This is a genomic window from Micromonospora sp. NPDC049301, from assembly GCF_040678715.1.
GTDB lineage: Bacteria > Actinomycetota > Actinomycetes > Mycobacteriales > Micromonosporaceae > Micromonospora.
This window is the reverse complement of record NZ_JBFAQO010000006.1, coordinates 205,865-231,694: the sequence shown is the minus strand read 5'-3', so window position 1 is coordinate 231,694 and position 25,830 is coordinate 205,865. Positions and strand designations below refer to the sequence as shown.

The 25,830-nt window shown below is 73.4% G+C and carries 20 protein-coding genes and 1 riboswitch; of the genes, 7 read left to right on the top strand and 13 right to left on the bottom strand.

Features of this window, described 5'->3' with window-relative positions:
- Positions 1–45: 45 nt before the first annotated feature.
- Together AB0K07_RS19805 and AB0K07_RS19800 are read right to left on the bottom strand one after the other, a co-directional pair.
- Positions 46–906 (bottom strand): ABC transporter permease, encoded by an 861-nt coding sequence (locus AB0K07_RS19805; RefSeq protein ID WP_363756865.1) that lies wholly within the window; start codon positions 904–906, stop codon positions 46–48.
- Between the two features lie 100 nt (positions 907–1,006).
- The gene (locus AB0K07_RS19800) at positions 1,007–2,038 is read right to left on the bottom strand and encodes an ABC transporter substrate-binding protein (protein WP_363756864.1); all 1,032 of its coding nucleotides are present in this window, start codon (positions 2,036–2,038) and stop codon (positions 1,007–1,009) included.
- 271 nt (positions 2,039–2,309) lie between these two features.
- On the opposite strand from AB0K07_RS19800, the gene AB0K07_RS19795 reads away from it, so the two are divergent.
- The 4 genes from AB0K07_RS19795 to AB0K07_RS19780 all read left to right on the top strand — a co-directional run bounded on the left by AB0K07_RS19795 (position 2,310) and on the right by AB0K07_RS19780 (position 7,514).
- Positions 2,310–3,095 carry an ABC transporter ATP-binding protein gene (locus tag AB0K07_RS19795; protein ID WP_363756863.1) on the top strand — a complete coding sequence of 262 codons (786 nt, stop codon included), beginning with the start codon at positions 2,310–2,312 and terminating at the stop codon, positions 3,093–3,095.
- A 2-nt stretch (positions 3,096–3,097) separates the two neighbouring features.
- A complete protein-coding gene (locus AB0K07_RS19790) occupies positions 3,098–4,045 on the top strand; it encodes an LLM class F420-dependent oxidoreductase (protein WP_363757165.1) in 948 nt (315 codons plus the stop codon).
- A complete protein-coding gene (locus AB0K07_RS19785) occupies positions 4,045–4,353 on the top strand; it encodes a cupin (protein WP_074314545.1) in 309 nt (102 codons plus the stop codon). The genes AB0K07_RS19790 and AB0K07_RS19785 overlap by 1 nt, the downstream gene beginning before the upstream one ends.
- A gap of 77 nt (positions 4,354–4,430) precedes the next feature.
- Positions 4,431–7,514 carry a hypothetical protein gene (locus AB0K07_RS19780; protein ID WP_363756862.1) on the top strand — a complete coding sequence of 1,028 codons (3,084 nt, stop codon included), beginning with the start codon at positions 4,431–4,433 and terminating at the stop codon, positions 7,512–7,514.
- A 57-nt stretch (positions 7,515–7,571) separates the two neighbouring features.
- On the opposite strand, the gene thiC is transcribed toward AB0K07_RS19780, so the two are convergent.
- The 7 genes from thiC to thiE form a co-directional block, all read right to left on the bottom strand.
- Positions 7,572–9,164 (bottom strand): phosphomethylpyrimidine synthase ThiC, encoded by a 1,593-nt coding sequence (gene thiC, locus AB0K07_RS19775; protein WP_363756861.1) that lies wholly within the window; start codon positions 9,162–9,164, stop codon positions 7,572–7,574.
- A gap of 17 nt (positions 9,165–9,181) precedes the next feature.
- The gene (gene thiD / locus AB0K07_RS19770; RefSeq protein WP_363756860.1) at positions 9,182–9,967 is read right to left on the bottom strand and encodes a bifunctional hydroxymethylpyrimidine kinase/phosphomethylpyrimidine kinase; all 786 of its coding nucleotides are present in this window, start codon (positions 9,965–9,967) and stop codon (positions 9,182–9,184) included.
- Positions 9,964–10,641, bottom strand: a complete 678-nt coding sequence (locus AB0K07_RS19765) for a thiamine phosphate synthase (RefSeq protein ID WP_363757164.1) — start codon at positions 10,639–10,641, stop codon at positions 9,964–9,966. Before AB0K07_RS19765 ends, thiD begins: the two co-directional genes overlap by 4 nt.
- Positions 10,642–10,724: 83 nt before the next feature.
- Positions 10,725–11,504, bottom strand: coding sequence for a thiazole synthase (locus AB0K07_RS19760; protein ID WP_363756859.1), 780 nt, complete (start codon positions 11,502–11,504; stop codon positions 10,725–10,727).
- The gene (thiS, locus tag AB0K07_RS19755; protein ID WP_363756858.1) at positions 11,501–11,701 is read right to left on the bottom strand and encodes a sulfur carrier protein ThiS; all 201 of its coding nucleotides are present in this window, start codon (positions 11,699–11,701) and stop codon (positions 11,501–11,503) included. The genes AB0K07_RS19760 and thiS overlap by 4 nt, the downstream gene beginning before the upstream one ends.
- The gene (gene thiO, locus AB0K07_RS19750; RefSeq protein ID WP_363757163.1) at positions 11,698–12,879 is read right to left on the bottom strand and encodes a glycine oxidase ThiO; all 1,182 of its coding nucleotides are present in this window, start codon (positions 12,877–12,879) and stop codon (positions 11,698–11,700) included. Before thiO ends, thiS begins: the two co-directional genes overlap by 4 nt.
- Positions 12,876–13,502 carry a thiamine phosphate synthase gene (gene thiE, locus AB0K07_RS19745; RefSeq protein WP_363756857.1) on the bottom strand — a complete coding sequence of 209 codons (627 nt, stop codon included), beginning with the start codon at positions 13,500–13,502 and terminating at the stop codon, positions 12,876–12,878. The genes thiO and thiE overlap by 4 nt, the downstream gene beginning before the upstream one ends.
- Positions 13,497–13,606, bottom strand: a riboswitch (TPP riboswitch). (Overlaps the previous gene by 6 nt.)
- Before the next feature lie 292 nt (positions 13,607–13,898).
- On the opposite strand from thiE, the gene AB0K07_RS19740 reads away from it, so the two are divergent.
- Positions 13,899–19,748, top strand: coding sequence for a ThuA domain-containing protein (locus AB0K07_RS19740; protein WP_363756856.1), 5,850 nt, complete (start codon positions 13,899–13,901; stop codon positions 19,746–19,748).
- Positions 19,749–19,819: 71 nt separating this feature from the next.
- Positions 19,820–20,356, top strand: a complete 537-nt coding sequence (locus tag AB0K07_RS19735; protein ID WP_363756855.1) for a hypothetical protein — start codon at positions 19,820–19,822, stop codon at positions 20,354–20,356.
- A 100-nt stretch (positions 20,357–20,456) separates the two neighbouring features.
- Here the strand turns inward: AB0K07_RS19735 and AB0K07_RS19730 are convergent, their stop codons facing one another.
- The 3 genes from AB0K07_RS19730 to AB0K07_RS19720 are packed head-to-tail and all read right to left on the bottom strand — an operon-like array spanning position 20,457 to position 23,782.
- Complete coding sequence (locus AB0K07_RS19730; RefSeq protein ID WP_363756854.1) at positions 20,457–21,419, bottom strand: aldo/keto reductase; 963 nt, start codon at positions 21,417–21,419, stop codon at positions 20,457–20,459.
- 37 nt (positions 21,420–21,456) lie between these two features.
- Complete coding sequence (locus tag AB0K07_RS19725; protein WP_363756853.1) at positions 21,457–23,136, bottom strand: ATP-binding cassette domain-containing protein; 1,680 nt, start codon at positions 23,134–23,136, stop codon at positions 21,457–21,459.
- A gap of 40 nt (positions 23,137–23,176) precedes the next feature.
- Positions 23,177–23,782, bottom strand: coding sequence for a methyltransferase (locus AB0K07_RS19720; RefSeq protein ID WP_363756852.1), 606 nt, complete (start codon positions 23,780–23,782; stop codon positions 23,177–23,179).
- Positions 23,783–23,884: 102 nt separating this feature from the next.
- Between AB0K07_RS19720 and AB0K07_RS19715 the strand changes: the two genes are divergently transcribed.
- Positions 23,885–24,946 (top strand): hypothetical protein, encoded by a 1,062-nt coding sequence (locus tag AB0K07_RS19715; RefSeq protein ID WP_363756851.1) that lies wholly within the window; start codon positions 23,885–23,887, stop codon positions 24,944–24,946.
- Positions 24,947–24,966: 20 nt separating this feature from the next.
- Here the strand turns inward: AB0K07_RS19715 and truA are convergent, their stop codons facing one another.
- Positions 24,967–25,797, bottom strand: a complete 831-nt coding sequence (truA, locus tag AB0K07_RS19710) for a tRNA pseudouridine(38-40) synthase TruA (protein ID WP_363756850.1) — start codon at positions 25,795–25,797, stop codon at positions 24,967–24,969.
- Between the last annotated feature and the right edge of the window lie 33 nt (positions 25,798–25,830).

The following is a 25,830-nucleotide window of genomic DNA, read 5'->3' as shown; positions in this document are numbered from 1 at the left end:
GGCCCTGCGCTTTTCCAGGGATGATCTTGCCTGTGATCTCAGTCGTCAGCGGCTGCTGGTGGTCTCTCGGACCCAGGGCAGGGCGATCCGCTCGACCAGCAGGAGCGCCGAGTAGAGCAGGATGCTCACCAGCGCCACCAGCATGATCGCCGCCCAGGCGGTGGCGGTGTCGCCGACGCCCGCGTACTGGAGGATGACGTAGCCCAGGCCGCTCTCGCCGGCCTGGAACTCACCGATCACCGCGCCGATCGCGGCCAGCGGCATGGCCACCTTGAGCCCGACGAAGATCTGCGGCAGCGCCGCCGGGAAGCGCACCTTGCGGAACGCCTGCCAGCGGGAGGCGTTCCAGGAGCGGACCAACTCGGCCAGGTCGGCCGGAGTGGTGGTCAGCCCCGTCGCGGTGGAGAGCACGATCGGGAAGAAACAGAGCAGGAACACCATGGTCAGGATCGGCTTCTGACCCCAGCCGAGCGCCACCACCAGCAGCGGCCCCAGCGTGATCTTGGGCACCGCGTTGACGGCGACCAGCAGCGGGGTGAACATCCGCTCCACCGTGCGGGAACTGGCCAGGGAGAGTCCGATCAGGACACCGGCGGCCGCCGACAGGGCGAAGCCGATCAGGATCTCCAGCAACGTGTCCCAGGTGTGCTCGAGCATCCGGGCGGGCTTGTCGACGAACGCGGTGAGCACATCGCCCGGCGGTGGCAGGGCGGCCGGGTGGACCAGTTCCAGCCGGGCGATCAACCACCAGGCCGCCAGGGCGACCAGCAGGCCGGCCGCGGGCAGCAGCGCCGCCCCGGCCCCGGCACGGAGGCCGGCACCCCGACCCGCGCGCCCCGCACCGGGGGCGGCACCCGGGGGTGGGGCCACCGTCACCGCCGGCTCCGCTGACCGGACCTCGGTCATCTTGTCCTCCTCGATATGGCACGGCCCCGGGGGCCGACGAGCGACGGGGGTACGCCCTACCGGAATCGGCGGGACGTACCCCCTGGTGACGACCGGACGATCAGGCCTTCGGCGCGAGGCTGAAGTCGATGATCTGCTCGGGGGTGATGTTCTGCTTCAGCGCGCCGGCGCCCTGCAGGATCGCGATGCTCTTGGCGACCCGGCCGTTGTCCAGCGTGCCGATCGCGGTGCCGGAGTTGCCGGAGCGGACGTACGCGGCCATCAGCTCAAGCTCCGCGGCGGCCGCGAGCGGGTTGGTGGCGTCGACGTTCTTCTTCAGGATCTCGGCGGCCTCCTTGGAGTTCGCCAGGCTGTACTCCAGGCCCTTGAGCAGCGCCGCGGTGAACCGCTTCACCATCTCGGGCTTCTCCTTGGCGATCTTCGAGGAGGTGATCAGCACGTTGCCGTAGAGGTCCTGCATCACGTTGCTGTACGGCAGCATGACGGCCTTCTTCTTGGCCACCGCCTCGATGGTCGGCTGGCCGACGACGAACTGGCCGATGCCGTCCACCGACCCGGAGGCCAGCGTGCCGATCAGCGCCTGCGCCTCACCGTTGACCCAGGTCACCTTGCTGGCGTCCACACCGGCGAGCCGGGCGTACGTCGGGAACAGGTTGCGGACCACGGACCCGGGGGTGTCGGCGAGCTTCTTGCCCTCCAGGTCCTTCGGGGAGGCGATGTTCTTCCCCTCGACGGTGGCGATGCCGGCCATCGTGCGCTGCTGGATCGCGGCCACCGCGACGAAGTCCTTCGCCTGGCCGTTGCCGAGCTGGAGCAGGCCGCCGGTGAGGTCGATCGGCCCGAAGTCCGCCTGGCCACCGACGACGGTCTGGATCACACCACCGGTGCCCTGCCCGGCCTTGATCTCGACCTCGAAGCCCGCGTCCTTGAAGAAGCCCTTGTCCTTCGCCACCCAGGCGTAGGAGTCACGGCCGAAGTTGCCGAAGGAGGTGAGGTAGGTCACCTTCTCCAGCGCCCCGCCGTTGCCGCCCTTGGCGTCGTCGGACGAGTCCGACCCGCTGCTGCAGGCGGAGACAAGGGCGAGGGCAGTGGCCAGCGCGGCCGTAGCGACCGTACGGGTCAGCCTTCTCATGTGTGCACCATGTCCTTTCCGACCGGGGCCGGCAGGCCACCGGAGGGGGTTGTCGCGGCGGAACCGGCGGGAGGGGTCGAAGCCGGGCACCACCGTCGTGAGGGGACTCTTCGCGCGCACAGCGTACGAGAAACCCACCTTTGCGACGCCAGGCGTATCGGGTTGCGGAACGGAAACAAGATGACGACCACCCCGGACGGTGCGATTGGGAGACGAGACGGCTAGCCTTTGCCGGATTCTTGACCGTCCACTCAGCGGAGGTCCGCCGGAGATGATTCGACTGTCCGGGGTGTCCCGTACCTTCGAGGGCCGATCCGGCCGGGTGGAGGCGCTTCGGAGCATCGACCTCGACGTCGCCGAGGGTGAGTTCGTCGCCGTGCTCGGCCGCTCCGGCTGCGGCAAGTCCACACTGCTGCGGCTGGTCGCCGGGCTGCTCCCGCTGACCGCCGGCGAGATCACCGTGGCCGGTACGCCGATCACGCGGCCCCGCCGGGACATCGCCATGCTGTTCCAGAAGCCGGCGCTGCTGCCCTGGCGCACCGTGCTGGACAACGTTCTCCTGCCGGTGGAGATCTTCGGCTGGAGCCGCGCCAAGCACCGCGAGCGGGCCCGGCAGCTGCTCGACGTGGCCGGGCTGGCCGGCTTCGAGAAGCGGCTGCCGCACGAGCTCTCCGGCGGCATGCAGCAGCGCGTGTCGCTGTGCCGGTCGCTGATCGGCGAGCCCCGGGTGATGTTGATGGACGAGCCGTTCTCCGCGCTCGACGCACTCACCCGCGAGGAGCTCTCGGGCGAACTCCAGCGGGTGCACATGGAGAACAAGCCGACCATCGTCTTCGTCACCCACTCGATCGACGAGGCGGTACTGCTCGCCGACCGGGTGGTCGTGCTGAGCCCTCGCCCCGGCCGGATCCGCAAGGTCGTCGACGTGACCATCCCGCGGCCCCGCACGCTGGGCCGCAACGCCCACCTCGCCGACGTCGCCCGGGTCAGCGCCGACCTGCACGAGCTGTTGATGGAACGCGACCAGCCGGCCGCGGCCGGCGCGGAAGGGCGATGAGCATGCGGGTCTCCGTCTTCACCGAGCCGCACCGGGGCGCCACGTACGACGACCAGCTCCGGTTTGCGCGGATGGTCGAGGCGGGCGGCTTCGAGGGCTTCTTCCGCGCCGACCACTACCAGTCGATGGGCGCCGACCCGGGCCTGCCCGGCCCGACGGACGCCTGGCTGACCCTCGCCGCGCTGGCCCGGGAGACCGAGCGGATCCGACTCGGCACCCTGGTCACGTCGGCCACCTTCCGGCTGCCCGGCCCGCTGGCCGTCATGGTCGCTCAGGTCGACCAGATGAGCGGCGGGCGGGTCGAGCTGGGCATCGGCGCGGGCTGGTACGAGCGCGAGCACACCTCGTACGGCATCCCGTTCCCCGCCGTCAGCGAACGCTTCGACCGGCTGGCCGAGCAGCTCGACATCATCACCGGCCTGTGGCGGACCCCGGCGGGCGAGACGTACAGCTACGCCGGCGACCACTACCGCCTGGTCGGCGCGCCGGCCCTGCCCAAGCCGGTGCAGGTGCCCGGGCCGCCGATCATCGTCGGCGGGCGCGGCCCCAAGCGCACCCCGGAACTGGCCGCCCGGTACGCCACCGAGTTCAACATGCCGTTCAAGTCCGTGGCGGAGTCCGCCAGGGCGTACGACCGGGTGCGCGAGGCGTGCGACCGCACCGGCCGGACGGAGTCCGGGCAGGCGCCACTGGTCCTCTCCGCCGGGATCGTGGTGGCCATCGGCCGGACCGACGCGGAGGCGCAGCGGCGGGCCGCGCCCCTGCACGAGAAGAGCGCGCTGCCGCCGGAGGACCCGGTGGTCGGCTCGCCCGCGCAGCTCGTGCAGCGGATCGGCGAGTTCGCCGCGGTCGGCACCACCCGGGTGCACCTGCGCCTGATCGACTTCGCTGACCTCGACCACCTCGAGCTGATCGCCGCCGAGGTGCTGCCCCAACTGGACGGAGAATGATGACCGACGTGTTCGACGGCACCGAGCTCGGGCCGGTGGGCCAGGAGATCGTGTACGAGAACGACCGGGTCCGGGTCTGGCACATCCGGCTCGAACCGGGCGAGCGGCAGCCGCTGCACCGGCACGACCACCCCTATCTGGTGGTGGCGATCGAGGGGGCGAAGAACGTCGTGCAGACGGTCGACGGCACCCGGATCGACGCCGACGAGCCCACCGGCGGAGTGGTCTACCGGGACCCGGGAGCGGTGCACATGCTGACCAATGTCGGGGACACGACTTACCTGGCCCGCCTGGTCGAACTCAAGTAGACCCGCCGGGGAGCGGCCGGCGCGCCGAGCGGCGCGCCGGTGGCGATCGTGTGTACCGGGTGCGTAACGTGCCGGACATGGCCTTTCGGACCTGGGGCAGACTGCTGCTCACGGCGCTCGGGGTGAGCGTGCTGGCCGGAGCCGGCCAGCTCGGCGTCGCGTACGGATTCGGCATCATCCGACTCACCGGCGCCTTCACCGGCACGACCGTCAATCAGTGGCCGGCCCAGCTCGTCTGGGTGGGCTGGTTCGCCGCGAACGCCGCCGTCGCCGGTGCCGTCCTGACCGGCCGCCTGGCCCGCCGGGACGTGCCGGCCAGCACGGGCCGGCAGTTGGCCATCGGCGCCGCGGCCGCGTTCGGCGCCACCGTCGTCGCCCCGCTCTGCATGCAGCCCGCCCGGGCAGCCGAACTGATCTCCGTCGACCCGGTCTGGGCCGTCGGCATCTGCGCCGTGCTCGGCGCGGTGATCGGGGCCGGGGCGGCGACCGCCGTCCTGATCCGGCCCGAGCTGGGCTGGAACATGGCGGCGGTGGCCGGTGCGGTGTGGGTGCTGGCGCTGGTCTCCGTCCTGCCGTCACTCGGCACGAACGGGCCGCTGCCCACGGTCCGACTCGGCGTCCTCGAGCCGAACTGGCTGGACGACGACGCGGCACAACGGCTGGCGCTGGTCCTGCTGCCCCTCACCGCGCTGCTGGCCGGCGCGGCGACGGCCGGGCTGGCCCGGTGGCGCGGCCAGGTTCCGCTGGTCAGCGGGGCGACCGGGGTGGCCGGTCCGGTGCTGGTGGCGTTCGCCTACCTGACCGCCGGCCCCGGCGACGCGGTGGACCGCTACCAGACCACCCCGTACTACGGCGCGCTGATCGCGATCCTCGCGGGCGCGCTCGGCGCGGCGGCCGCCGCCCTGCTGCGCTGGCCGGCGCGTGCGCGCACCGCCGAGTCGCAGGCGATCGAACCCACCACCATCCTTCGCCCGCTGCCCGCCGGCCCGGCCCTGCCCGGCGCCGAGTCGACGAATCCGGCGAACGACCGGCACACCGCGGAACCCACCGGCGCGGAGTTGGCCGGCGCAAAGCGGCCCGGCGCCGGACAGGACCTGCGCGCTGCCGACAGCACCGGCGCCGTCCGCACCGTCCCGGCCCACTGGGACTGGCCGGCGACCTCGGCGAGCGGCCAGCACGGCCCGATGCCCACCGACCCGACCGGCGCGGCTGCCACCCCCGTGCCCCGAGCGGCCGACCGCCCCCGCCACCACACCGACGACCCGAGTGACCGCGCCACGCGCGAGCCGAGCACGGGCGGACCGGCAGAGGACGGTCCGGCCGGCGTCGAGCACCAGGAGACCGGGCCGACCGAGACCACCGGGCCCGTGCCCGGCACCCGCACGTCCCCCGCCGACGCGGCCGGCAGTGCCGAGCCGGCCGGGACGGCCACCGTCACCGGCCCGCGCGGCTCCGTCCGGTCGAGCCGGACCGGCGTCGACGCCGCCGTTCCGGCGGGCGGCCCCGGGGACGACGGCTCGACCAGCACCCCGACGGCAGCGACCGGCGCGATCCGGCAGACCGACGACGGCGCGCCGAGCAAGGGCCCGGCCCACCACGGCACGACCACCGTGAGCACGGGAACGGACACGACCAAGGCGGGCACGAGCAGCGCCGGCACGACCGCGGGCACGACGAGCGCGGGCGAGAGCAGCGCCGGCACGAGCAACGCGGGCACGGCCGGCAAGAACACGGGCATGGCCAGCGACGGCACGGCCGACGCGCCGGCACCCAAGCCGCGCCGGACCCGCAAGCCGAAGTCCGTCCCGGCCGCCACGGCGTCCGAGCTGGCCGACGGCACGACGCCGCCCGCCCCGGACGCCGCCCCGGACGCTTCCGCGGACCCGGGCGGGTCCGCGACGTCCGGCCGCGCAAAGAGGACCACCCGGCCCGCCAAGACCACCGACAGCGCCGGCTCCGGCACGGCCACCGACGAACCCCGCCCGGACAGGGACGCCCCGAGCACCGAACCCGGTCGGGGAGCCCGGACGCCTGCGGCGACCCCGGCCCCCACCACCGACGCGGCAGCTGGCCCAGCCGCCACCAACCCGGCGGCGAGCCCCACCGTTATCGACCCGACAGCGAGCCCAGCCACCGCCGGCCCGACGGCGAGCGCCGCCACCACCGGCCCGGCAGGGAGCCCAGCCGCCGCCGGCCCGACGGCGAGCGCTGCCACCGGCCCGGCGGCGAGCGCTGCCACCACCCCGGCCCCGGCCGAGCCGGCCACCGGTTCCGCAGCCACCGTCGCGCCCCGGACCGACCGGACCGACCGGACCGCGGCCCCGGGTGGTCCCGCCGGTCCGCTGTTCGGGGTGGCGGCGGCCGGCGAACCGGAGGCGGACCGCTGGACTCCGGCCGCGCCGGCCTGGCCCGTCACCTCGGCCTGGACGGCTCCCGCACAGACCGGTGCGCCGGAACCGGCCACATCGGACACCTCGACCGGGTCGGCGGCGCCGACCGAGTGGACGCCCCGCCCCCGGCACCGGGCTCCCCTGCCGGACCTGACCAACGCCAGCACCTGGGACGCCTTCACATCCGCGCGCCGCGAGGGGCCGGCAGACCCGCGGGAGAGCCCGACGGGCGGCACCGGGCCCGCGTTGACCAACTCGGCCGCGACCAGCGACCCGACCCTTCCCACCGGATCATCGAGCCCGACCGGACCCACGAGCGGCCCGCGCAGCGCGTCGGACCGGGCGGCCGCCCGGTGGCGCCGGGCGGCCGGCACGCCGGACCGGACCACCGAGGCCGTTCCGTCCGCGCCGGCGGAACAGGCCATCCCGACCTCGGCGTCTCCGGTGGTACCCGAGCAGACCGGCGTCGGCACCGGGGCCGCCACCGGTGGTCCGGCGAGCGCCGACGCCGTACCGGCTGCGTCCGCAGCCGGCGACGACGCGGAGCAGCCCTCCCGGCGGGGCCGGCTGGGCGGCCTGTTCCGCCGCAACCGGTCCCGCGCGGAGGACGAGAGCCCGGCCGCGTCCGATGCGACCGAGGCGTTGCCGGCGCAGGACGAGGAGTTCGTCGACTGGGTCGCCGGCCTGAGCAACCCGGTGGCGGACAACGAGCCGGAGCAGGAGAGCGGCCGCCGCTCCCTTCGCTCCACCGGGCGACACCACCGCGACTGACGCCGCTGCCCCGCGCTGGCCCGCCCGGAAACGGCCGGCCAGCGCAGGGCGGGCGGATCAGGCCAGGGGCAGGTAGACCCGACCACCGCCGGAGACGAACTCCTCCGACTTGTCCTTCATGCCACGAGCGGCGTACTCCTTGAGCTCCTGGCTGATCTTCATGGAGCAGAACTTCGGGCCGCACATCGAGCAGAAGTGCGCGGTCTTCGCCGGCTCGGCGGGCAGCGTGGCGTCGTGGTACGAACGCGCCGTCTCCGGGTCCAGCGAAAGGTTGAACTGGTCCTCCCAGCGGAACTCGAACCGCGCCTTCGACAGCGCGTCGTCCCACGCCTGCGCACCGGGGTGCCCCTTGGCCAGGTCCGCCGCGTGCGCAGCGATCTTGTACGCGATCACGCCGGCCTTGACGTCGTCGCGGTCCGGCAGGCCGAGGTGCTCCTTCGGGGTGACGTAGCAGAGCATCGCGGTGCCGAACATGCCGATCATCGCGGCGCCGATCGCCGAGGTGATGTGGTCGTACGCCGGCGCGATGTCGGTGGTCAGCGGGCCGAGGGTGTAGAACGGGGCCTCGTGGCACCACTCCTGCTGGAGGTCCACGTTCTCCTTGATCTTGTGCATGGGCACGTGCCCGGGGCCCTCGATCATCACCTGCACGTCGTGCTCCCAGGCGACAGTGGTCAGCTCGCCGAGGGTGCGCAGCTCGGCGAACTGCGCCTCGTCGTTGGCGTCCGCGATGGAGCCGGGCCGCAGCCCGTCGCCGAGAGAGAAGGTCACGTCGTAGCGGGCCAGCAGCTCGCACAGCTCGGCGAAGTTGGTGTAGAGGAAGTTCTCCTCGTGGTGCGCCAGGCACCAGGCGGCCATGATGGAGCCGCCTCGGGAGACGATCCCGGTCACCCGGTCCACCGCCAGCGGCACGTACGGCAGCAGCACCCCGGCGTGCACCGTCATGTAGTCGACGCCCTGCTCGGCCTGCTCGATGACGGTGTCCCGGAACACCTCCCAGCTCAGCTTCACCGGGTCGCCGCCGACCTTCTCGAGGGCCTGGTAGATCGGCACCGTCCCGATCGGCACCGGCGAGTTCCGCACGATCGCCTCGCGGGTCTCGTGGATCCGCTTGCCGGTGGACAGGTCCATCACGGTGTCCGCACCCCAGCAGGTGGCCCAGGTCAGCTTCTCCACCTCCTCGGCCACCGACGAGCTGACCGCCGAGGTGCCGATGTTGGCGTTCACCTTGACCAGGAACGCCTTGCCGATGATCGCCGGCTCGCACTCCGGGTGGTTGACGTTGAGCGGCAGCACCGCCCGACCGGCGGCGATCTCGGCGCGGACGAGTTCCGGGTCGACGCTCTCCCGGATCGCCACGAACTGCATCTCCGGCGTCACCACACCGGCCCGCGCGTACGCGAGCTGGGTCGGCCGGCGTCCGGCCACCGCCGCCAGCGGCGTACCCGCGCCCCGCACCGGGGCGACGTCACCCCGCTCGGCGATCCACGGCCCGCGCAGCGGCGGCAGCCCCACCTCCGGATCGGAGCCGGGACCGGACGTGTCGTAGAGCCGCACCGGCGGATGGTCACCGGTCAGCGCCACCTCGGCGAACGGCACCCGCACATCCGGCCGCGAACCCTCGACGTACACCTTGCCTCGTGCCTGCATGACAGCCTCCCTGGTGATCAAGCGGACCAGCCGAAGTGATCCAGCGGCCCACGGCCCGCGCCCAGCTCCCAACCCCGCGCTCCGGTCAGTGCGCGGAGCACGTACTCCTTGGCGACCCCGACCGCCGCCGGCACCGGATCGCCCAGCGCGAGCCGCACGGCGATCGCCGCCGAGAACGAGCACCCGGTGCCGTGGGTGTGCCGGGTGTCCACCCGGGGCGCGCGCAGCAGGGTGGTGCTTCCGGCGCCGTGCAGCACGTCGACCGCCTCGCCACCGTCCAGGTCGCCGCCGGTGACCACCACGTACTCCGGGCCACCGGCCGCGAGGGCCTCGGCGGCCGCGACCATCCCGGCCACGTCGTCCACCGGGCGCCCGGTGATGGCCGCGGCCTCCGCGCAGTTCGGCGTCGCCACCCTGGCGTACGGAAGGAGCCGCTCGACCGCGTCCACCACGCCGAGCCGGTGGCCGCTGGTGGCGACCAGCACCGGGTCGACGACGAGCTGGGGCAGCCGGCCGTCCCGGGCGGCGACCGCCACGGCGTCGGCGACGGCGGGATTGCCGAGCATCCCGGTCTTGACCGCACCGACCGTGAAGTCGGCGAGCACGCTGTCCAGCTGCTCGGTGACCGTGCGCGGGGGCAGCGGCAGGACCGCGTCGACGCCCCGGGTGTTCTGCGCGGTGATCGCGGTGAGGACGCTGGTGCCGTACGCGCCGAGCGCCGCGAAGACCTTGAGGTCGGCCTGGATGCCGGCGCCGCCTCCGGAGTCCGAGCCGGCGATGGTGAGGATGGTGCGCGGTGTCACTTCTCCTCCCTGGTTGCGGTTTGGGGCTGCGGGGACCTGGGTGCCTCCGCGCGGGCTTGGAGAAGCTCCGGGATGACCGCCTCGGCATAGGCGGTGGTGACGGTGATGGCTGTTTCGGTGGGGTCTCGGGCTCGCATGAGTGCGCCTAGTACGGCTACGCCGGTGGCTCCTGCTTGGACGCAGGCGGTTACCTGTTCTGGGGTTTCCACTCCGCCGAGCGCCAGCACGGGCACTGGGCTGGCCTCGACCAGCTTTCGCAGGCCGTCCGGTCCTAGGGGTGGGCCGTAACCCGGCTTCGTCTTCGTTGGCCAGACCGGGGAGACCGTCGCGTAGTGCTCGGTGGTGAGTCGGCTCAGCTCGGCCTGGTTGTGGCACGAGCGGCCGACGAGCGGAAGGGTCGGTGGTGGGTAGGGGCCGGCGGAGGGCAGATGGACGGCGTCGCCGTCGAGCGGGTCGGGGCCCGCCACGATCAGGGTTCCGCCGACGTCGGCGAGGATCCCGCGCAGGTCGACGGCGAGGGCGGCGCGCTCGGCGCGGGGCAGGTCCTTCTCCCGCAGCACCACCCAGCGCACTCCCCCGGCGACGGCCCCCGCCACGACCCGATCGAGCGGCGCTCGCGCCACCAGCCGATCCGTCAACACCACGACGCCCCACGGCACGGTCCCCGCCGAGATCCTGGAAGGATCGGGCCCCACCAGGGGCGGTTCGCTTCCAAGATCTGGCGGGGCACACCCGGCCGACGGAGGTGGGGTGGGGGTCACAGGTCCGGCCTTCCCTCGTCGGGGGTGGAGGGGAGGGCGTGGAAGCGGCGGGCGATCCGGCCGGCGCCGGCGGCCAGCCGACCGGCCTCGACCGCGTACCGCATCGCGGTGGCCATCGCGACCGGGTCGGCGGCCCGGGTGACCGCGCTGGCCAGCAGGACGGCGTCGCAGCCCAGCTCCATCGCCAGCGCCGCGTCGGACGCGGTGCCGATGCCGGCGTCCAGGATCACCGGTACGTCCACGCCCTGCCGGATCAGCCGGATGTGGTGCGGGTTGCCGATGCCGAGCCCCGAGCCGATCGGCGCGCCGGCGGGCATCACGGCGGCGCAGCCCACGTCGGCCAGCCGGCGGGCGAGCACCGGGTCGTCGCTGGTGTACGGCAGGACGGTGAAACCGTCGGCGACCAGTTCCTCGGCGGCGCGCAGCAGCTCGACGCCGTCGGGCAGCAGGGTCCGCTCGTCGCCGATCACCTCCAGCTTGATCCAGTCGGTGTCGAACGCGTCCCTGGCCAGCCGGGCCACCTTCACGGCCTCGGTCGCCGTGTGGCAGCCGGCGGTGTTCGGCAGCAGCCGCACCCCGCACCGGTCCAGCAGATCGAGCAGCCCACCGGCGGAGCCCGGCGCGGTGTCCACCCGGCGCAGCGCCAGCGTGACCAGCTCGGTGCCGGACGCCCGGATCGCCTGCTCCAACACGTGCAGGTTGGCGGCGCCGCCGGTGCCGAGGATCAGCCGCGAGGTGAACGTCGTCCCACCCAGCTCGAACGACATGCCGGTCACCCACCCTGCGCGGCGGTGAGCACCTCGACGCGGTCGCCGTCCTGCAGCACCGTGGCCGGCCAGCCGGTCCGGGGCACGACCTCGCCGTTGACCGCGACCGCGACCCCGCGCTGCTGCCCGGTGACGTCGCGGACCAGGTCGGCCACCGACGCGCCACCCGCGACGGTTCGCCCGACTCCGTTCACCGTGAGCTTCACGAGTCCTCCTCCAGGGTGTGATCAGGCACGTCGAGGTCGGCCGCACCGGGAGCGGCGGTGGGATCCGGCGCGGTGCCCGCGAAACGGTCCGGGCGGAAGGGCGTGAGCAGCGGGTCGGCCACGCCGGTGGTCACCAGGTCGGCGATCAGGTCGGCGGTGACCGGGGTGAGCACGATGCCGTGCCGGTGGTGCCCGGTGGCGGTCAGCACGTCCGGCCGGCCGGGCAGCGGCCCGAGGATCGGCGCGTTGTCCGGGGTGCCCGGGCGCAGTCCGGCGACCGCCTCGACCAGGTCGTACTCGGCCAGCTCGGGCAGCAGGTCGACGCCGGCGCGGAGCAGGCGCAGCACCGCGCCGGCGGTGACGGTGGTGTCCGACCGCTCCTCGACCGTCGCGCCGAGCACCACCTCGCCGTCGGCGCGCGGCACCAGGTAGACCGGCTCGCCGTCGGCGTACCCCCGGATGACGTGCCGGAAGCCCGGCGCGGCGCCGCCGGGCGCGCGCAGCCGGAGGATCTGACCCTTCACCGGCCGCACCGGCAGGCCGGTGAGGGCGGCGGCGCCGCAGCCGGCGGCGACCACGGTGACCCGGGCGTCCACCTCGGAGAGATGCCGGACCGCCTGCGGAACGAGCACCGCACCGGCCCGCTGGGCGGCCGTGCGCAGCGCCGGCACCAGCAGCCGCGGGTCGACCTGGTGATCGGTGGGCGCGAGGGCCCCGCCGCGCACCCGCGGCGCGAGCGCCGGCTCGCGGTCGCGCAGCTCGGTGGGGCGCAGCGGGGTGACCGGCAGGTCCAGCCCCTGCTGGTACGCCCAGAGCCGGCGCGCCTCGGCCAGGTCGTCCCCGGTCAGCCCGACCATCAGGGTGCCCTCGGTCCGGTAGCCCAGCTCGGCGCCGCTCGCCTCGGTCAGCTCGTCGGCGAACGCCGGCCAGCGGGCGGCGGACGCCAGCAGCAACCCGGTCAGCTGCCGCTCACCGAAGTACGCCTCGGCCACCGGGGAGAGCATGCCGGCGGCCACCGCCGACGCGCCCGAGCCGGGGGCCGGATCGTGCACCACCACCCGGAGCCCGCGGGATGCGCACCGCCAGGCGATCGCCAGCCCGATCGGCCCCGCCCCCACCACCGCCACGTCCGGCCGGACCCGATCGTCGAACGGCGTCGACGGGGACCGGCCGGTCAGCACGTCAGGGCTCCGAGCAGCTCGGCGGTGGCACGGGCCGCGTCGGCGGCGGCGGAGACCGCCCCGACCACCGCCACCCCGTACGCCCCGGCGGCTCGCAGCGCCGGCACCCGGGCGGCGGTCACCCCGCCGATCGCGATGACCGGCACGTCCACCGCGCCGGTGACCGCCCCCAGCCCGGCCGGGCCGATCGGATCGGGCAGACCGGACTTGGTGCTGGTCGTGTGGCACGGCCCGACGCCCAGGTAGCTGGCCCCCTCGGCGACCGCCGCGGTCGCCGTCTCCGGGGCCCGGGCGGTGGCTCCCAGCACGCCGGTGGGGCCGAGCACCCGGCGGGCGGCGGCGACCGGCAGGTCCTCGGCACCGACGTGCCCGCCGGCGGCCCCCACCGCCAGCGCCACGTGCAGCCGGTCGTTGACCAGGCAGGTCGCCCCGTACGGCGTGCAGAGCGCCAGCACCCGGCGGGCCAGGTCGTACGCCTCGCGGTCGGTGGCGGAGTCCTCGACGCGGACCTGCACCACCAGGTCGGCGCGGGCCGCCGTGAGGGCGGCCCGGACCACGGTGAGCGGGTCCCGCCCGGGTCGGGTGTCGGTGATCAGATGCAGTCGCCCGAGGGACGGCACGGCAACGCTCCTCCCTGCGCCGGCATTACCCGGATCAGGTTCGACGGTCGGGGGCTGTCAGCCCCCCTCTCAGCCCGGTACACCGGGCTCCCGTGGGTTACTTGCGTGTCACCGTACGACAGTTCCGGCCGGCTGCCAAGGCGGGGTCGGCGGGCCGCGACGGACCAGATCCGCTGGGCGCTTCATACGGTCCTGTTCGGAATGTCGCCCGCCGTTGCAGAACCGTTACCCGCCGGCATCTTGCCCGACATTGATCCAACCGAATTAATTTGTTCAGCGATTCGACAAAAATGCTGGCGCGGGCGCCCTGGCACGGCACCCGTACCGGCTCCATCTGGGACGGTCTTCGGCGAGCCGGCCCCCGCGATTCCTGTCCACCGCGACCTAGGAGGCGGCGTGTCCCACTCTCGTCGTGCCCGCATACCCATCACTGCGACCCTGATCTCCCTGGCCCTGGCCTCGACGACCCTCTTCGGTCTGCCCGCGCAGGCGGCACCCGCCGCGCAGGCCGCACCGGCCGCGAAGGCCGCGCCAGCGGTCGTGCAGGCCGCCCCGGCCACCCAGCCACTCCCCCGGGCGGCCCAGGCAGCCGAAGAGCCCTTCTCCGTCCTGGTGTTCTCCAAGACGGCCGGCTTCCGCCACGACTCCATTCCCACCGGTATCGCCGCCATCCAACAACTCGGTGCCGCCAACGGATTCACCGTGGACAGTTCCGAGGACGGCGGAGCGTTCACCGACGCCAATCTGGCCAAGTACAAGGCCGTGATCTGGCTCTCCACCACCGGCGACGTCCTGGACGCCCAGCAGCAGGCCGCGTTCGAGCGTTACGTACGTGCCGGCGGCGGTTACGTCGGCATCCACGCCGCCTCGGACACCGAGTACAGCTGGGCCTGGTACGGCGACCTGGTCGGCGCGTACTTCGCCAACCACCCGCAGAACCAGCAGGCCACGGTCAAGGTGGAGGACCACGCCCACCCGTCCACCGCCGAGTTGCCGGACCGCTGGTCCCGCTTCGACGAGTGGTACAACTTCCAGACCAACCCCCGGCCGGACGTGCACGTGCTGGCCAGCCTGGACGAGAAGAGCTACACCCCGGGCGCGGGTGCGATGGGCGCCGACCACCCGACCGCCTGGTGTCAGGACTTCGACGGCGGCCGTTCCTGGTACACCGGCGGTGGGCACACGCGGGAGTCGTACGCCGAGCCGGAGTTCCTCTCCCACCTGCTCGGCGGCATCCGGACCGCGGCCGGTGTCGCGGACGCCGACTGCGGCGCCTCGAAGACCGCGAGCTTCGAGAAGGTCGCGCTGGACAGCAACACCAGCAACCCGATGGAGCTGGACATCGCGCCCGACGGGCGGGTCTTCTACATCGAGCGCGACGGCCGGGTACAGATCGTCAAGCCGGACACCGGCAGCACCGTCACGGCCGTCGACCTGGACGTCTTCACCGGCAACGAGGACGGCCTGATCGGCATCCGGCTCGACCCGGACTTCGCCACCAACAAGTGGGTCTACCTCTACTACGCCCCCAACGACGGGATCACGCGCAACCTGCTGTCCCGGTTCACGGTGACCGGCGACACCATCGACCCGGCCAGCGAGAAGCAGGTGCTGCGGGTCGACACCCAGCGCAACACCTGCTGCCACGCCGGCGGCAGCATGGCCTTCGACAGCGACGGCAACCTCTACCTGGCCACCGGTGACAACACCAACCCGTTCGAGTCGAGCGCGTACACGCCGATCGACGAGCGGCCGGGCCGTCAGGACTACGACGCGCAGCGCACCTCCGGCAACACGAACGACCTGCGTGGCAAGGTGATCCGGATCCACCCGGAGGACGACGGGACGTACACCGTCCCCGCCGGCAACCTCTTCGCGCCGGGCACCGAAAAGACCCGTCCCGAGATCTACGCGATGGGCTTCCGCAACCCGTTCCGGATCGGCACCGACCCGAAGACCAAGACGCTCTACGTCGCGGACTACGGGCCGGACGCCAACGCGGACAACCCCACCCGGGGCCCGCGGGGTCTGGTCGAGTGGAACATCGTGACCCCCGGCAACTACGGCTGGCCGTACTGCACCGGGACGAACGAGGCGTACAACGACTACACGTTCCCGTCCGGCCCGAGCGGGGCGAAGTTCGACTGCGCCGCGCCGGTGAACAACTCGCCCAACAACACCGGCCTGACCAACCTCCCGCCGGTCGTCCCGGCGACCGTCGACTACGGGTACGCCGGTGACGCGCGGTACCCGGAGATCGGCGGCGGCGGTGCCCCGATGGGCGGCCCGGTCTACCGCTACGACGCCGACCTCGACTCCGACCGGAAGTGGCCGGCGTACTACGACGGCAAGGCGCTGCTCGGCGAGTGGAACCAGTCGAAGATGTACACCATGCAGGTGACCGCCGACGGGAAGTCGTTGGTGGACATCAACCAGCTGCTCACCGGGATGAGCATGATCCGGCCGATGGACTTCGAGTTCGGCCCGGACGGCGCGCTCTACCTGATCGAGTGGGGCAGCGGCTTCGGCGGCAACAACGACAACTCCGGCGTCTACCGGATCGACTACATCGCCGGTGACCGCGCACCGATCGCGGTGGCGGCGGCAACCCCGACCTCGGGGCCCGCGCCGTTGACGGTCACCTTCTCCAGCGCCGGTTCGCGGGACCCGGACGGTGGCACGCTCACCTACGCCTGGGCCTTCGGCGACGGGCAGACCTCCACCGAGGCCAACCCGACGCACACGTACGCCACGGCGGGCAGCTTCACGGCCCAGCTCACCGTCACCAACCCGAAGGGTCGTACGGCGGTGGCCAACGTGCCGGTCACCGTGGGCAACACCGCGCCGACGGTGACCATCGAGTTCCCGCCGGACGGCGGCTTCTTCGACTGGGGTGACCAGGTCCGCTACACGGTGACGGTGACCGACCCGGAGGACGGGCAGATCGACTGCGACCGGGTGCAGCTCCAGGTGCTGCTCGGCCACGACGAGCACGCCCACCCGCTGGAGCAGCACACCGGCTGCACCGGCACCGTCCAGACGTCGCTCGCCTCCGGGCACGGCGCCGAGGCGAACGTGTTCGCGGTCTTCGAGGCCACCTACACCGACGAGGGCGGCGCTGGCGGGGCCGGCCCGCTCACCGGCCGCGCCATCGAGCAGTTGCAGCCCAAGCGCAAGCAGGCCGAGTACTTCACCGCCACCGGGCGGGCCCCGGTGAGCACCGGCGGCGGCGACGCCGGCGTGCAGCGCGAGACCAGCGGCGACACCGCCGGCGGCGGCCAGAACATCGGCTTCATCGAGGACGGCGACTGGTGGTCGCTCGCCCCGGCGAACCTGACCAACGTCACCGACATCCGGTTCCGGGCCGCCTCGGCCGTCGCCGGAGGTCGGGTCGAGGTCCGGGCCGGCGCGGTCGACGGGCCCCTGGTCGCCTCGGCGACCGTGCCGGGCACCGGCGGGTGGCAGACGTACACGGACGTGACCGCGCCGGTGACCGCCGCGAGCGGCACGCTGTACTTCGTCGCCCGGGACCCGAACGGCGGCGCGGGGTCGCTGTTCAACGTCAACTGGATGGACTTCCTCGGCCGCGGCGTCACCGAGAACGCGCCGCCGGTGGTCAGCGCCACCGCCACCCCGGCCACCGGGACGGCACCGGTCACCGTCGCCTTCGACGGCACGGCCACCGACGCCGAGGGCAACACCCCGCTGACGTACGCCTGGGACTTCGGTGACGGCGGCACGGCGACCACCCTGGACGCCAGCCACACCTACACCAGCCCGGGCACCTTCACGGCCACCCTGACCGTGACGGACAGCAAGGGCGCGAAGTCGTACGCCACCGTGCCGGTGCGGGTCGACGCGCCGAACACGTCCTGCTTCGGGGCGCGCTCGGACGACTTCACCGGCGCCAGCCTCGACAAGGGCCGGTGGACCAGCGTGGTCCGGGAGAACCAGCTCTACTCGGTCTCCGGTGGCGCGCTGCGGCTGCCCACCTCGGTGGGTGACCTCTACGGCGGCCGCAACGACGCCACCAACCTGGTGCTCCAGCCGGCTCCGAGCGGGGCCTGGCAGGTGACCACCCGAGTCACCCTGCCGGTGACGACCAACTACCAGCAGGCCGGCCTGCTGGTGTACGGCGACGACGACAACTACGCCAAGCTGGACCTGCTCTACTCGGGCAGCCGGCGGGTGGAGTTCATCCGGGAGACCGCCGGGACGCCGCGCAACGAGGCCGCCGACAGCACCGCCGCACCCGCCGGTGACACCCTGCACCTGCGGCTCAACAGCGACGGGACGAACCTGACCGCCGCCGTCTCGGCCGACGGGCAGACCTTCACCCCGGTCGGCCGGTCGGCCGCGCTCGCCGGCATCACCAACCCGCGGATCGGGCTCTTCGCGCTCAACGGCGGCACCGAGGCGCCGGTGGTGGACGCCAGCTTCGACTGGTTCCAGATCACCCCGGACGCCCCGGCCGGACCGGTCGTGCCGTCGGACGAGTTCACCGGCGACACGCTGGACAAGTGCCGGTGGAACGCGATCCTGCGGGAGGACCCGAACGGTTACCGGGTCACCGGTGGCGCGCTGCGGGTCGACGTGCCCAACGGTGACATCTACGGCGGCGACAACACCGGGCCGAAGAACTTCATCCTCCAGACCGCGCCCTCCGGCGACTGGACCCTGGAGACGAAGGTCGACGGCAGCCTGCTGAACGAGCAGTACCAGCAGGCCGGCCTGATCGTGCACGGCGACGACGACAACTACCTGAAGTTCGACTACATCGCCGACAACCAGGTCGGCCAGCCGGTGACGCGGCGGATCGAGTTCCGCAGCGAGATCGGTGGGGCGGTCCAGAACCCGCAGCCGGAGGCGGCCAACCTCACCTCGGCGGTGTGGCACCTGCGGCTGGCCCGCACCGGTGACACGTTCACCGCGTCGTACTCGGCCGACGGGACGACCTGGACCGCGTTGACGACGCTGACCAACAGCGCGGTCGGGGCCACCCCGAAGGTCGGGCTGTTCACCCTGGGCGCCAACCAGACGGCCTCGAAGACCGCCGGGTTCGACTACTTCCGGCTCACCACCGAGGCGGCCGACCAGACCGCACCGGTGACCACCGCGACGGTGTCCGGCACCCCGACCGACGGTTGGTACACCGGGCCGGTGACGGTCACGCTGACCGGCGCCGACGAGGCCGGCGGCAGCGGGCTCGCCGGCACGGCGTACCAGCTGGACGGGGCCACCACCTGGACGGACTACACCGCTCCGGTGGCGGTCAGCGGCGACGGCGAGCACGAGGTGCGGTTCCGCTCGACCGACGAGGCGGGCAACGTGGAGCCGACGAAGACCGTCACGGTCAAGATCGACGCCACCGCGCCGGTCACCTCGGCGACGTTCGCTCCGGCGAACGACGACGGTTGGCACAACGGGACCATCCCGGTGGTGCTGACCTCGACCGACGCCGGTTCCGGCGTGAAGACGGTGGAGTGGTCGCTGGACGGTGGCGCGTGGACGCCGTACTCGGCGCCGGTCGAGGTGACCGGCGACGGGCAGCACGAGCTGCTGTTCCGGGCCACCGACAAGGCGGGCAACGCCGAGACGCTCAAGTCGGCGGTGCTGCGCATCGACGGCACCAAGCCGACGCTGCTGGTGTCGGGGATCGCCGACGGCCAGCTCTACGGTGACAGCCAGGACGTCCGGGTGTCCTGGCAGGCCGTCGACCCGACCTCGGGCATCGCGACCGTGGTCGGTCAGCTGGACGGCCGGTCGTACGCCAGCGGCACCCTGCAGGCCATGTACGAGCTGCCGCTCGGCCTGCACGAGCTGACCGTGACCGCGACCGACAAGGCGGGCAACAAGACCACCTCGACGGTCCGGTTCTTCGTCACCACCTCGTTCCGGGACATGCAGAACCTGCTGGACCGGTTCAAGGCGACGGGGCGGCTCTCGGCCAAGGCACACAAGCAGTTGACGGCCAAGCTCGACGCGGCCCGTAAGGCCGAGGCGGCCGGCAACGACACGAAGGCGATCAAGCAGCTGACCGAGTTCCGTACGCTCGCCGCCGACGCCACGCTGGTGGGTGAGGCGGAGATCCGGGACGTCCTGATCCGGGACGCCGACGCCATGATCGTCCGGCTCGGCGGCACGGCCAGCAAGGCCGGGGTCCGGGCGAACGACGGCGAGCCGGTCAAGGGCGCCGGGCGGCTCGGTGGCGACGCCACCCGGTTGGCACCCGGTCGCCAGCTCTGATCCGACGAGGCCCCTCCCCGACGCTCCGGCGTCGGGGAGGGGCCTCCCTCATCCGTAGTGAGGAGACGTCCGTGACCCGTATCCGCAAGGTGTTCGCCGCCCTGCTCGCCGGACTGGCCCTGGCCCTGTTCTCCGCCGCTCCGGCCACGGCGCACACCGGCAAGCTCAAGCTGACCGTGGCCGGCGACGGGGCCGACGGGGTCACCGTCCAGGCCACCTACGCCGACGGGCACCGGCTGGACAAGCCCGTGCGGTTGACCCTGACCGGCACCGGCCCGGAGGGACGGCGACTCGGCCCGGTGCAACTGGAGCCGGCGCCCGAGGGGCAGGGCTTCTACAGCAGCGGTCCGGTGCTCTCCCCGGGCACCTGGAAGGTGACGGTGACCGCACCGGCGCCGAACAGGGGCGACGCGAGCGCCCAGGTGCAGGCGCGGCCCGCCCAGTCCCCGCCGACGCCCGCACCGGTCGCGGTGACCGCGCCGGCCGACGGCCGCGCCGCCGGTGCCGAGGGGAGCGCCTGGTGGTGGCCGGTCGGGCTGGCGGCCCTGGTGCTCACCGCGTTGGCGGTGGCGGTGCCGATGCTGTTCAGCCGACGCCGAGCCGACTGACCACCCGGGGCGCTCCGGCGCCCCACACCGGACGGGCCGGACCGCCCTGAGCGGTCCGGCCCGTGTCGTTCCTGGCCCGGCGGTGCGACCCGCCCGGAGGTCAGAGGATGGCGCGCAGCGCGGCCAGGTCCTCGTCGGTGGGCTCCCAGGTGCCCGCGGCGGCGTTGGCATGCACCTGCTCGGGCGTGGTGGCGCCGGCGATCACCGAGGTCACCGCCGGCTGGGCGGCCAGCCCGCCGATCGCCACCTGGAGCATGGTCAGCCCACGCTCGGCCGCGTACGCCTCGATCGCCTCGATGGTGTCCCAGTCGGCGGCGGCGAGCCGCTCCGCGTACCGGCCACCACCGGAGAGCCGGCTGCCTGCCGGCGGCTGCTCGCTGCGCTTGTACTTGCCGGTGAGCAGGCCGTTGGCGAGCGGGAAGAACGGCAGCATGCCGAGGCCGAACCGCTCGCAGGCCGGGATCACCTCGGTCTCCACGGACCGCTCCACCAGGCTGTAGTGGTTCTGCGCGCTGATGAAGCGGGCCCGGCCGTTGGACGAGGCGACCCAGTCCGCGTCGGCGATCTGCCAGCCGGCGAAGTTGGAGTTGCCCAGGTAGCGGACCTTGCCGTCGCGGACCAGGTCGTCCAGGGCGGCCAGCGTCTCGTCGATCGGCGTGCCCGGGTCGGGCTCGTGCATCTGGTACAGGTCGATGTGGTCGGTGCCGAGCCGGCGCAGCGACGCCTCCACCGCGCGGGCGATGTAGCGCCGCGACCCCCGGGCGCCGAAGTCCGGCCCGTTGAGGCCGTTCATGTCCATGCCGAACTTGGTGGCCACCACCACGTCGTCCCGGCGTCCCTTGAGCGCCTGCCCGAGCAGCTCCTCGGAGGCGCCCTGCGGCTCGCCGTAGATGTCGGCGGTGTCGAACAGGGTGATCCCGGCGTCCAGGGCGGCGTCCACCACCGCGCGGGTGCCGTCGAGGTCGAGCTTGCGGCCGAAGTTGTTGCAGCCGATGCCGACCACGGACACCACGAGCCCGGAGTCGCCCAGCCGGCGATAGGTCATCTCAGTCACGAGATCCACCCTATGCCGGCCGGGTCGACGTTCGCCGGGCCGTCCGTCAACGGACGTCCCAGACGGGCTCCGGGGTCTCCACCACCTCGCTGTCGCCGCGGAACAGCACGAACCGGTCGAAGGAGCGGGTGAACCAGCGGTCGTGGGTGACCGCGACCACCGTCCCCTCGAACGCGTTCAGGCCCGCCTCCAGCGCCTCCGCGCTGGCCAGGTCGAGGTTGTCGGTGGGCTCGTCGAGCAGCAGCAGGGTCGCCCCGGACAGCTCCAGCAGCAGCACCAGGAACCGGGCCTGCTGCCCGCCGGAGAGGGTGCCGAAACGTTGGTCACCCTGGCCGGCCAGCTCGTAGCGGCTGAGCACCCCCATCGCCGCGTGTCGGTCCATTCCGGTCCGGTGCTCGTCGCCGCGCCAGAGGATCTCGACCAGCGTCTTCGACATCAGCTCCGGCCGGTCGTGGGTCTGGGAGAAGTGCCCGGGGCGGACCCGGGCACCGAGCCGGGCCGTGCCCTCGTGCGCCACCGGGGCGAGCGCCCCGGCCCCGTCGACCGGCCCGTTGGCCGGGTCGGGGTCGCTGCCACCCCGGGCCAGCAGCCGCAGGAAGTGCGACTTGCCGGTGCCGTTGGCACCGAGCACCGCCACCCGGTCGCCGTACCAGATCTCCAGGTCGAACGGGTAGGTCAGACCGTCCAGCTCCAGCTGGTCGCAGACGACCGCGCGCTTGCCGGTCCGCCCGCCGGTCAGCCGCATCCGGATGTCCTGGTCCTTCGGGGGTACGGGCGGCGGCCCGGCCTCCTCGAACTTGCGCAGCCGGGTCTGCGCGGCCTGGTACCGCGAGGCGAGCCCGTCGTTGTACGCGGCCTTCTGCTTGTACATCAGCATCAGCTCGCGCAGCTTCTGGTGCTCCTCGTCCCAGCGCCGGCGCAGCTCGTCGAGGCGGGCGTGCCGCGCCACCCGCGCCTCGTGCCAGCTGGCGAAGCCGCCCGGGTGCACCCAGGCGCTGCCGCCCTCCACGGCGACCACCCGGTCCGCGGTCTGGGCCAGCAGCTCGCGGTCGTGCGAGACGTACAGCACCGACTTGGTCGACTCGGCCAGCCGCGCCTCCAGCCAGCGCTTGCCGGGCACGTCGAGGAAGTTGTCCGGCTCGTCGAGCAGCAGCACCTCGTCCGGGCCGCGCAGCAGCAGCTCCAGCGCGAAGCGCTTCTGCTGCCCACCGGAGAGGGTGCGGACCGGCCGGTCCCGGACGGCGTCCCACGCCAGGTCGAGCACGGTGGTGGCGACGGTGTCGAAGAGCACCTCGGCGTCGTACCCGCCGGACTCGCCCCAGGCGCCCAGCGCGTCGGCGTACGCCAGCTGAGCCTTGCCGGCCGCGGTGCTGTACTTGCCGCGGACCTCGGCCGCCCGCATGGCCGCCTCGGTCTCGCCGAGCCGGCGGCCGGCCTCCCGCAGCGGTGGTGGGGCCAGCGACAGCGCCAGGTCGGCGAGCGTCGACTCGTCGCCGATCATGCCGATGAACTGGCGCATGACGCCCAGCCCGCCGGCCCGCGCGATGGCCCCGGTACGCACTGGCAGGTCGCCGGCGACCATCCGCAGCAGCGTCGTCTTACCCGCGCCGTTGGGCCCGACCAGGGCGACCTTCGCGCCCTCACCGACCCGGAACGACACGTCGGCGAAGAGCTCCCGACCGTCGGGCAGGATGTGCCCGACCGCTGCCACGTCCACGTATCCCACGCGGGGATCCTGCCCCAGCGGGGCCGGGCGGTACATCCAATTACCGGGTGACCCGCAGCACCCGGAAGCCCTTCTGGCTCGCGTGCCGCTCGACCTGCCAGCCCTGGTCGGTGAGCCAGCGGTGCAGCGAGTCGCCGCCGAGGTGCCGGGCGACCACCAGCCAGCCGACGCCGTCCGGGGCGAGCCGGGGCAGCCAGCGCAGCAGCAGGTCGTGCAACCCGTCCTTGCCGATCCGGATCGGCGGGTTGGACCAGAGCTGGGCGAAGCGGATGTCGGCGGGCACGTCGTCCGGTGCGCGGACCCGGACCCGGTCGTCGGCGCCGACCCGGGCGGCGTTGGCCGCGGTCAGCTCGCGGGCGCGGGCGTTGACGTCGACCGCCCAGACGGTGCTCGCCGGCGCCAGGTCGGCCAGCACGCAGGTGATCGGCCCGAACCCGCAGCCGAGGTCGAGCAGGTCGCCGGTGGTGGCGGCGGTGGGCAGCTCGGCCTTGCGCAGGAGCACCGCGGTGCCCGGGTCGAGACGGGTGGCGGAGAAGACGCCGCCGGCCGAGGCGAGGCGGTAGTCGCGGTCGGCGACGGAGAACTCGACCTCGCGCGGCGGGGCGTCGCTGGCGGGCTGAGCGGTGAAGTAGTGGTCGCCGGTCACACCGGCAATTCTCGCACCGGCCGAGGCATGCCCCGACACGGCCCACACCCACATTTCCCGTTATTACCCCCTAAAGGGACAATGACTCCTACTCTGGGCGACATGGTGTATCGGTACGAGTCCGATGAGGACGCTTTCGTGGAGTACCCGGATGACGGGAACGACCTGTCCGTGCACGGCGGTCCGCCCCCGCCTGCCGGGCCCTCTCCGTCGCGCTTCCCCACCCCGTCGCTGCGCCGGACGAACCAGATCGCGCTGCCGTCGTCCGCGCCGCCGCCGGTCCGTGCCGACATCCCGCCCGCCCCACCACGCGAGCCGATCTACACCTCGGCGGAGCCGGTCGAGTCGCCCTCCCGGCGCGGTGGCGGCCGGCTCTGGCAGGTGCTGATCGGGGGCGCGGCCGTCCTGGTGCTCCTCGCACTCTGCGGCCTGGGCGCCGCCGCTCTGCTCATGGACCGCGACCCGCAGCCGCAGGCCACGCCGACGTACCAGCCGAACGCCGCCGCGTCCGCCCCGGCGGAACGGCAGGACCTCGACTCCCGGGACACCGATCAGGCCCCGCTCACCGCCAAGGAACTCTTCCCCGGCAAGGAGCTGAAGGTCACCGACGGCCAGCCGGGCTACCAGGTGCTCACGACACAGTCGAGCGGCAGCTGTGCCGTCGCCGCCACCGGCGAGGTGGCCGACCTGCTGGTCCGGCTCGGCTGCAACCAGGTGGTCCGGGCCACGCTGCGGGCTCCGCGCGGCGACCACCTGGTCACCACCGGGCTGTTCAACCTCACCGACAAGGTGAGCGCGGAACGGGCACGGGACCGGATCCGGCAACTGCTCGACGAGCGGCAGGGCCGCTTCCGGGGCCTGGTCGGCAAGGACGGCGACCGCACCGAGGTGCTGGCCACCGCCCCGGCCCGGGTCGGCTGGCAGGTCCGCGGCCACTACCTCGCGTACGCGCTGGTGGTCCGCACGGACGGGGTGGCGGTCAAGGCCGGCGACACCACGATCCGCGAGATCCTGTTCGACATGATCGAGCTGCACCTCAGCCAGGGCGTGCTGCAACGGCGGGCCGACGGCGGCACGGCGGGTCAACCCACGACGGCACCGACCGAGACCAGCGGCTCCCAGAGCGGCACCACCGGCGGCAACGACGAAGTGCCCGGCGACTGACCTCACCCACCGGCGGCGGGTCAGCCCTCGACGGGGACCCGCAGCCGGCGGGTCAGGTCGGCGCGGCGGACGTACTCGGCCGGATCGGCCGGGTAGCCGACCTCGACCAGGGTCAGCCCGTGCGCCGGGGCCACGGTCACCTCGCTGGACCGCTCCCGCCGGGTGAGCAGGGTGCCCGGCCACTCCACCGGGCGGCGGCCGTCCCCGGCCACCAGCATCGCGCCCACCAGGCTGCGCACCATCGCCTGGCAGAACGCGTCCGCCTGCACGGTGGCGACCAGGATGCCGTCCGGGTCACGGCGCCAGTCCAGCCTGGTCACCTCGCGCAGCGTCGTGGCGTTCTCCTTGCGCCGGCAGTACGCGGCGAAGTCGTGCTCCCCGACCAGGCCGGCCGCCGCGGCGTTCAGCGCCGCCAGGTCCAGCGGCCGCGGCCAGGCCAGGATCTCGTGCCGGCGCAGCGGCTCCGCGCCGTACCGGGCGTCGGTCACCCGGTACTCGTAGCGGCGGAAGGTCGCCGAGAACCGGGCGTCGAAGTCGACCGGCACCTCGGTCATCTCCCGCACCCGGACGTCGGTGGGGAGCAGACGGGCCAGCCGACGCAGCAGCCGACCCTCGTGCTGGCGCCACACCTCGGCGGGAAGGTCGAGGTGGCAGACCTGCCCGGTGGCGTGCACCCCCGCGTCGGTCCGCCCGGCCACCGTCAACCCGGTGGCCGTGCCGGCGCCGAGGACCAGGTCCAGGGTCTCGACGAGCACCCCGGCGACCGTGCGCCGGGTCGGTTGGGCGGCCCAGCCGGAGAAGCCGGTGCCGTCGTACGAGACGTCCAGCCGCAGCCGGATCCGCTCGTCCACCTCGTACCTCCCGTTACGGGTCGGGCCCGGCAC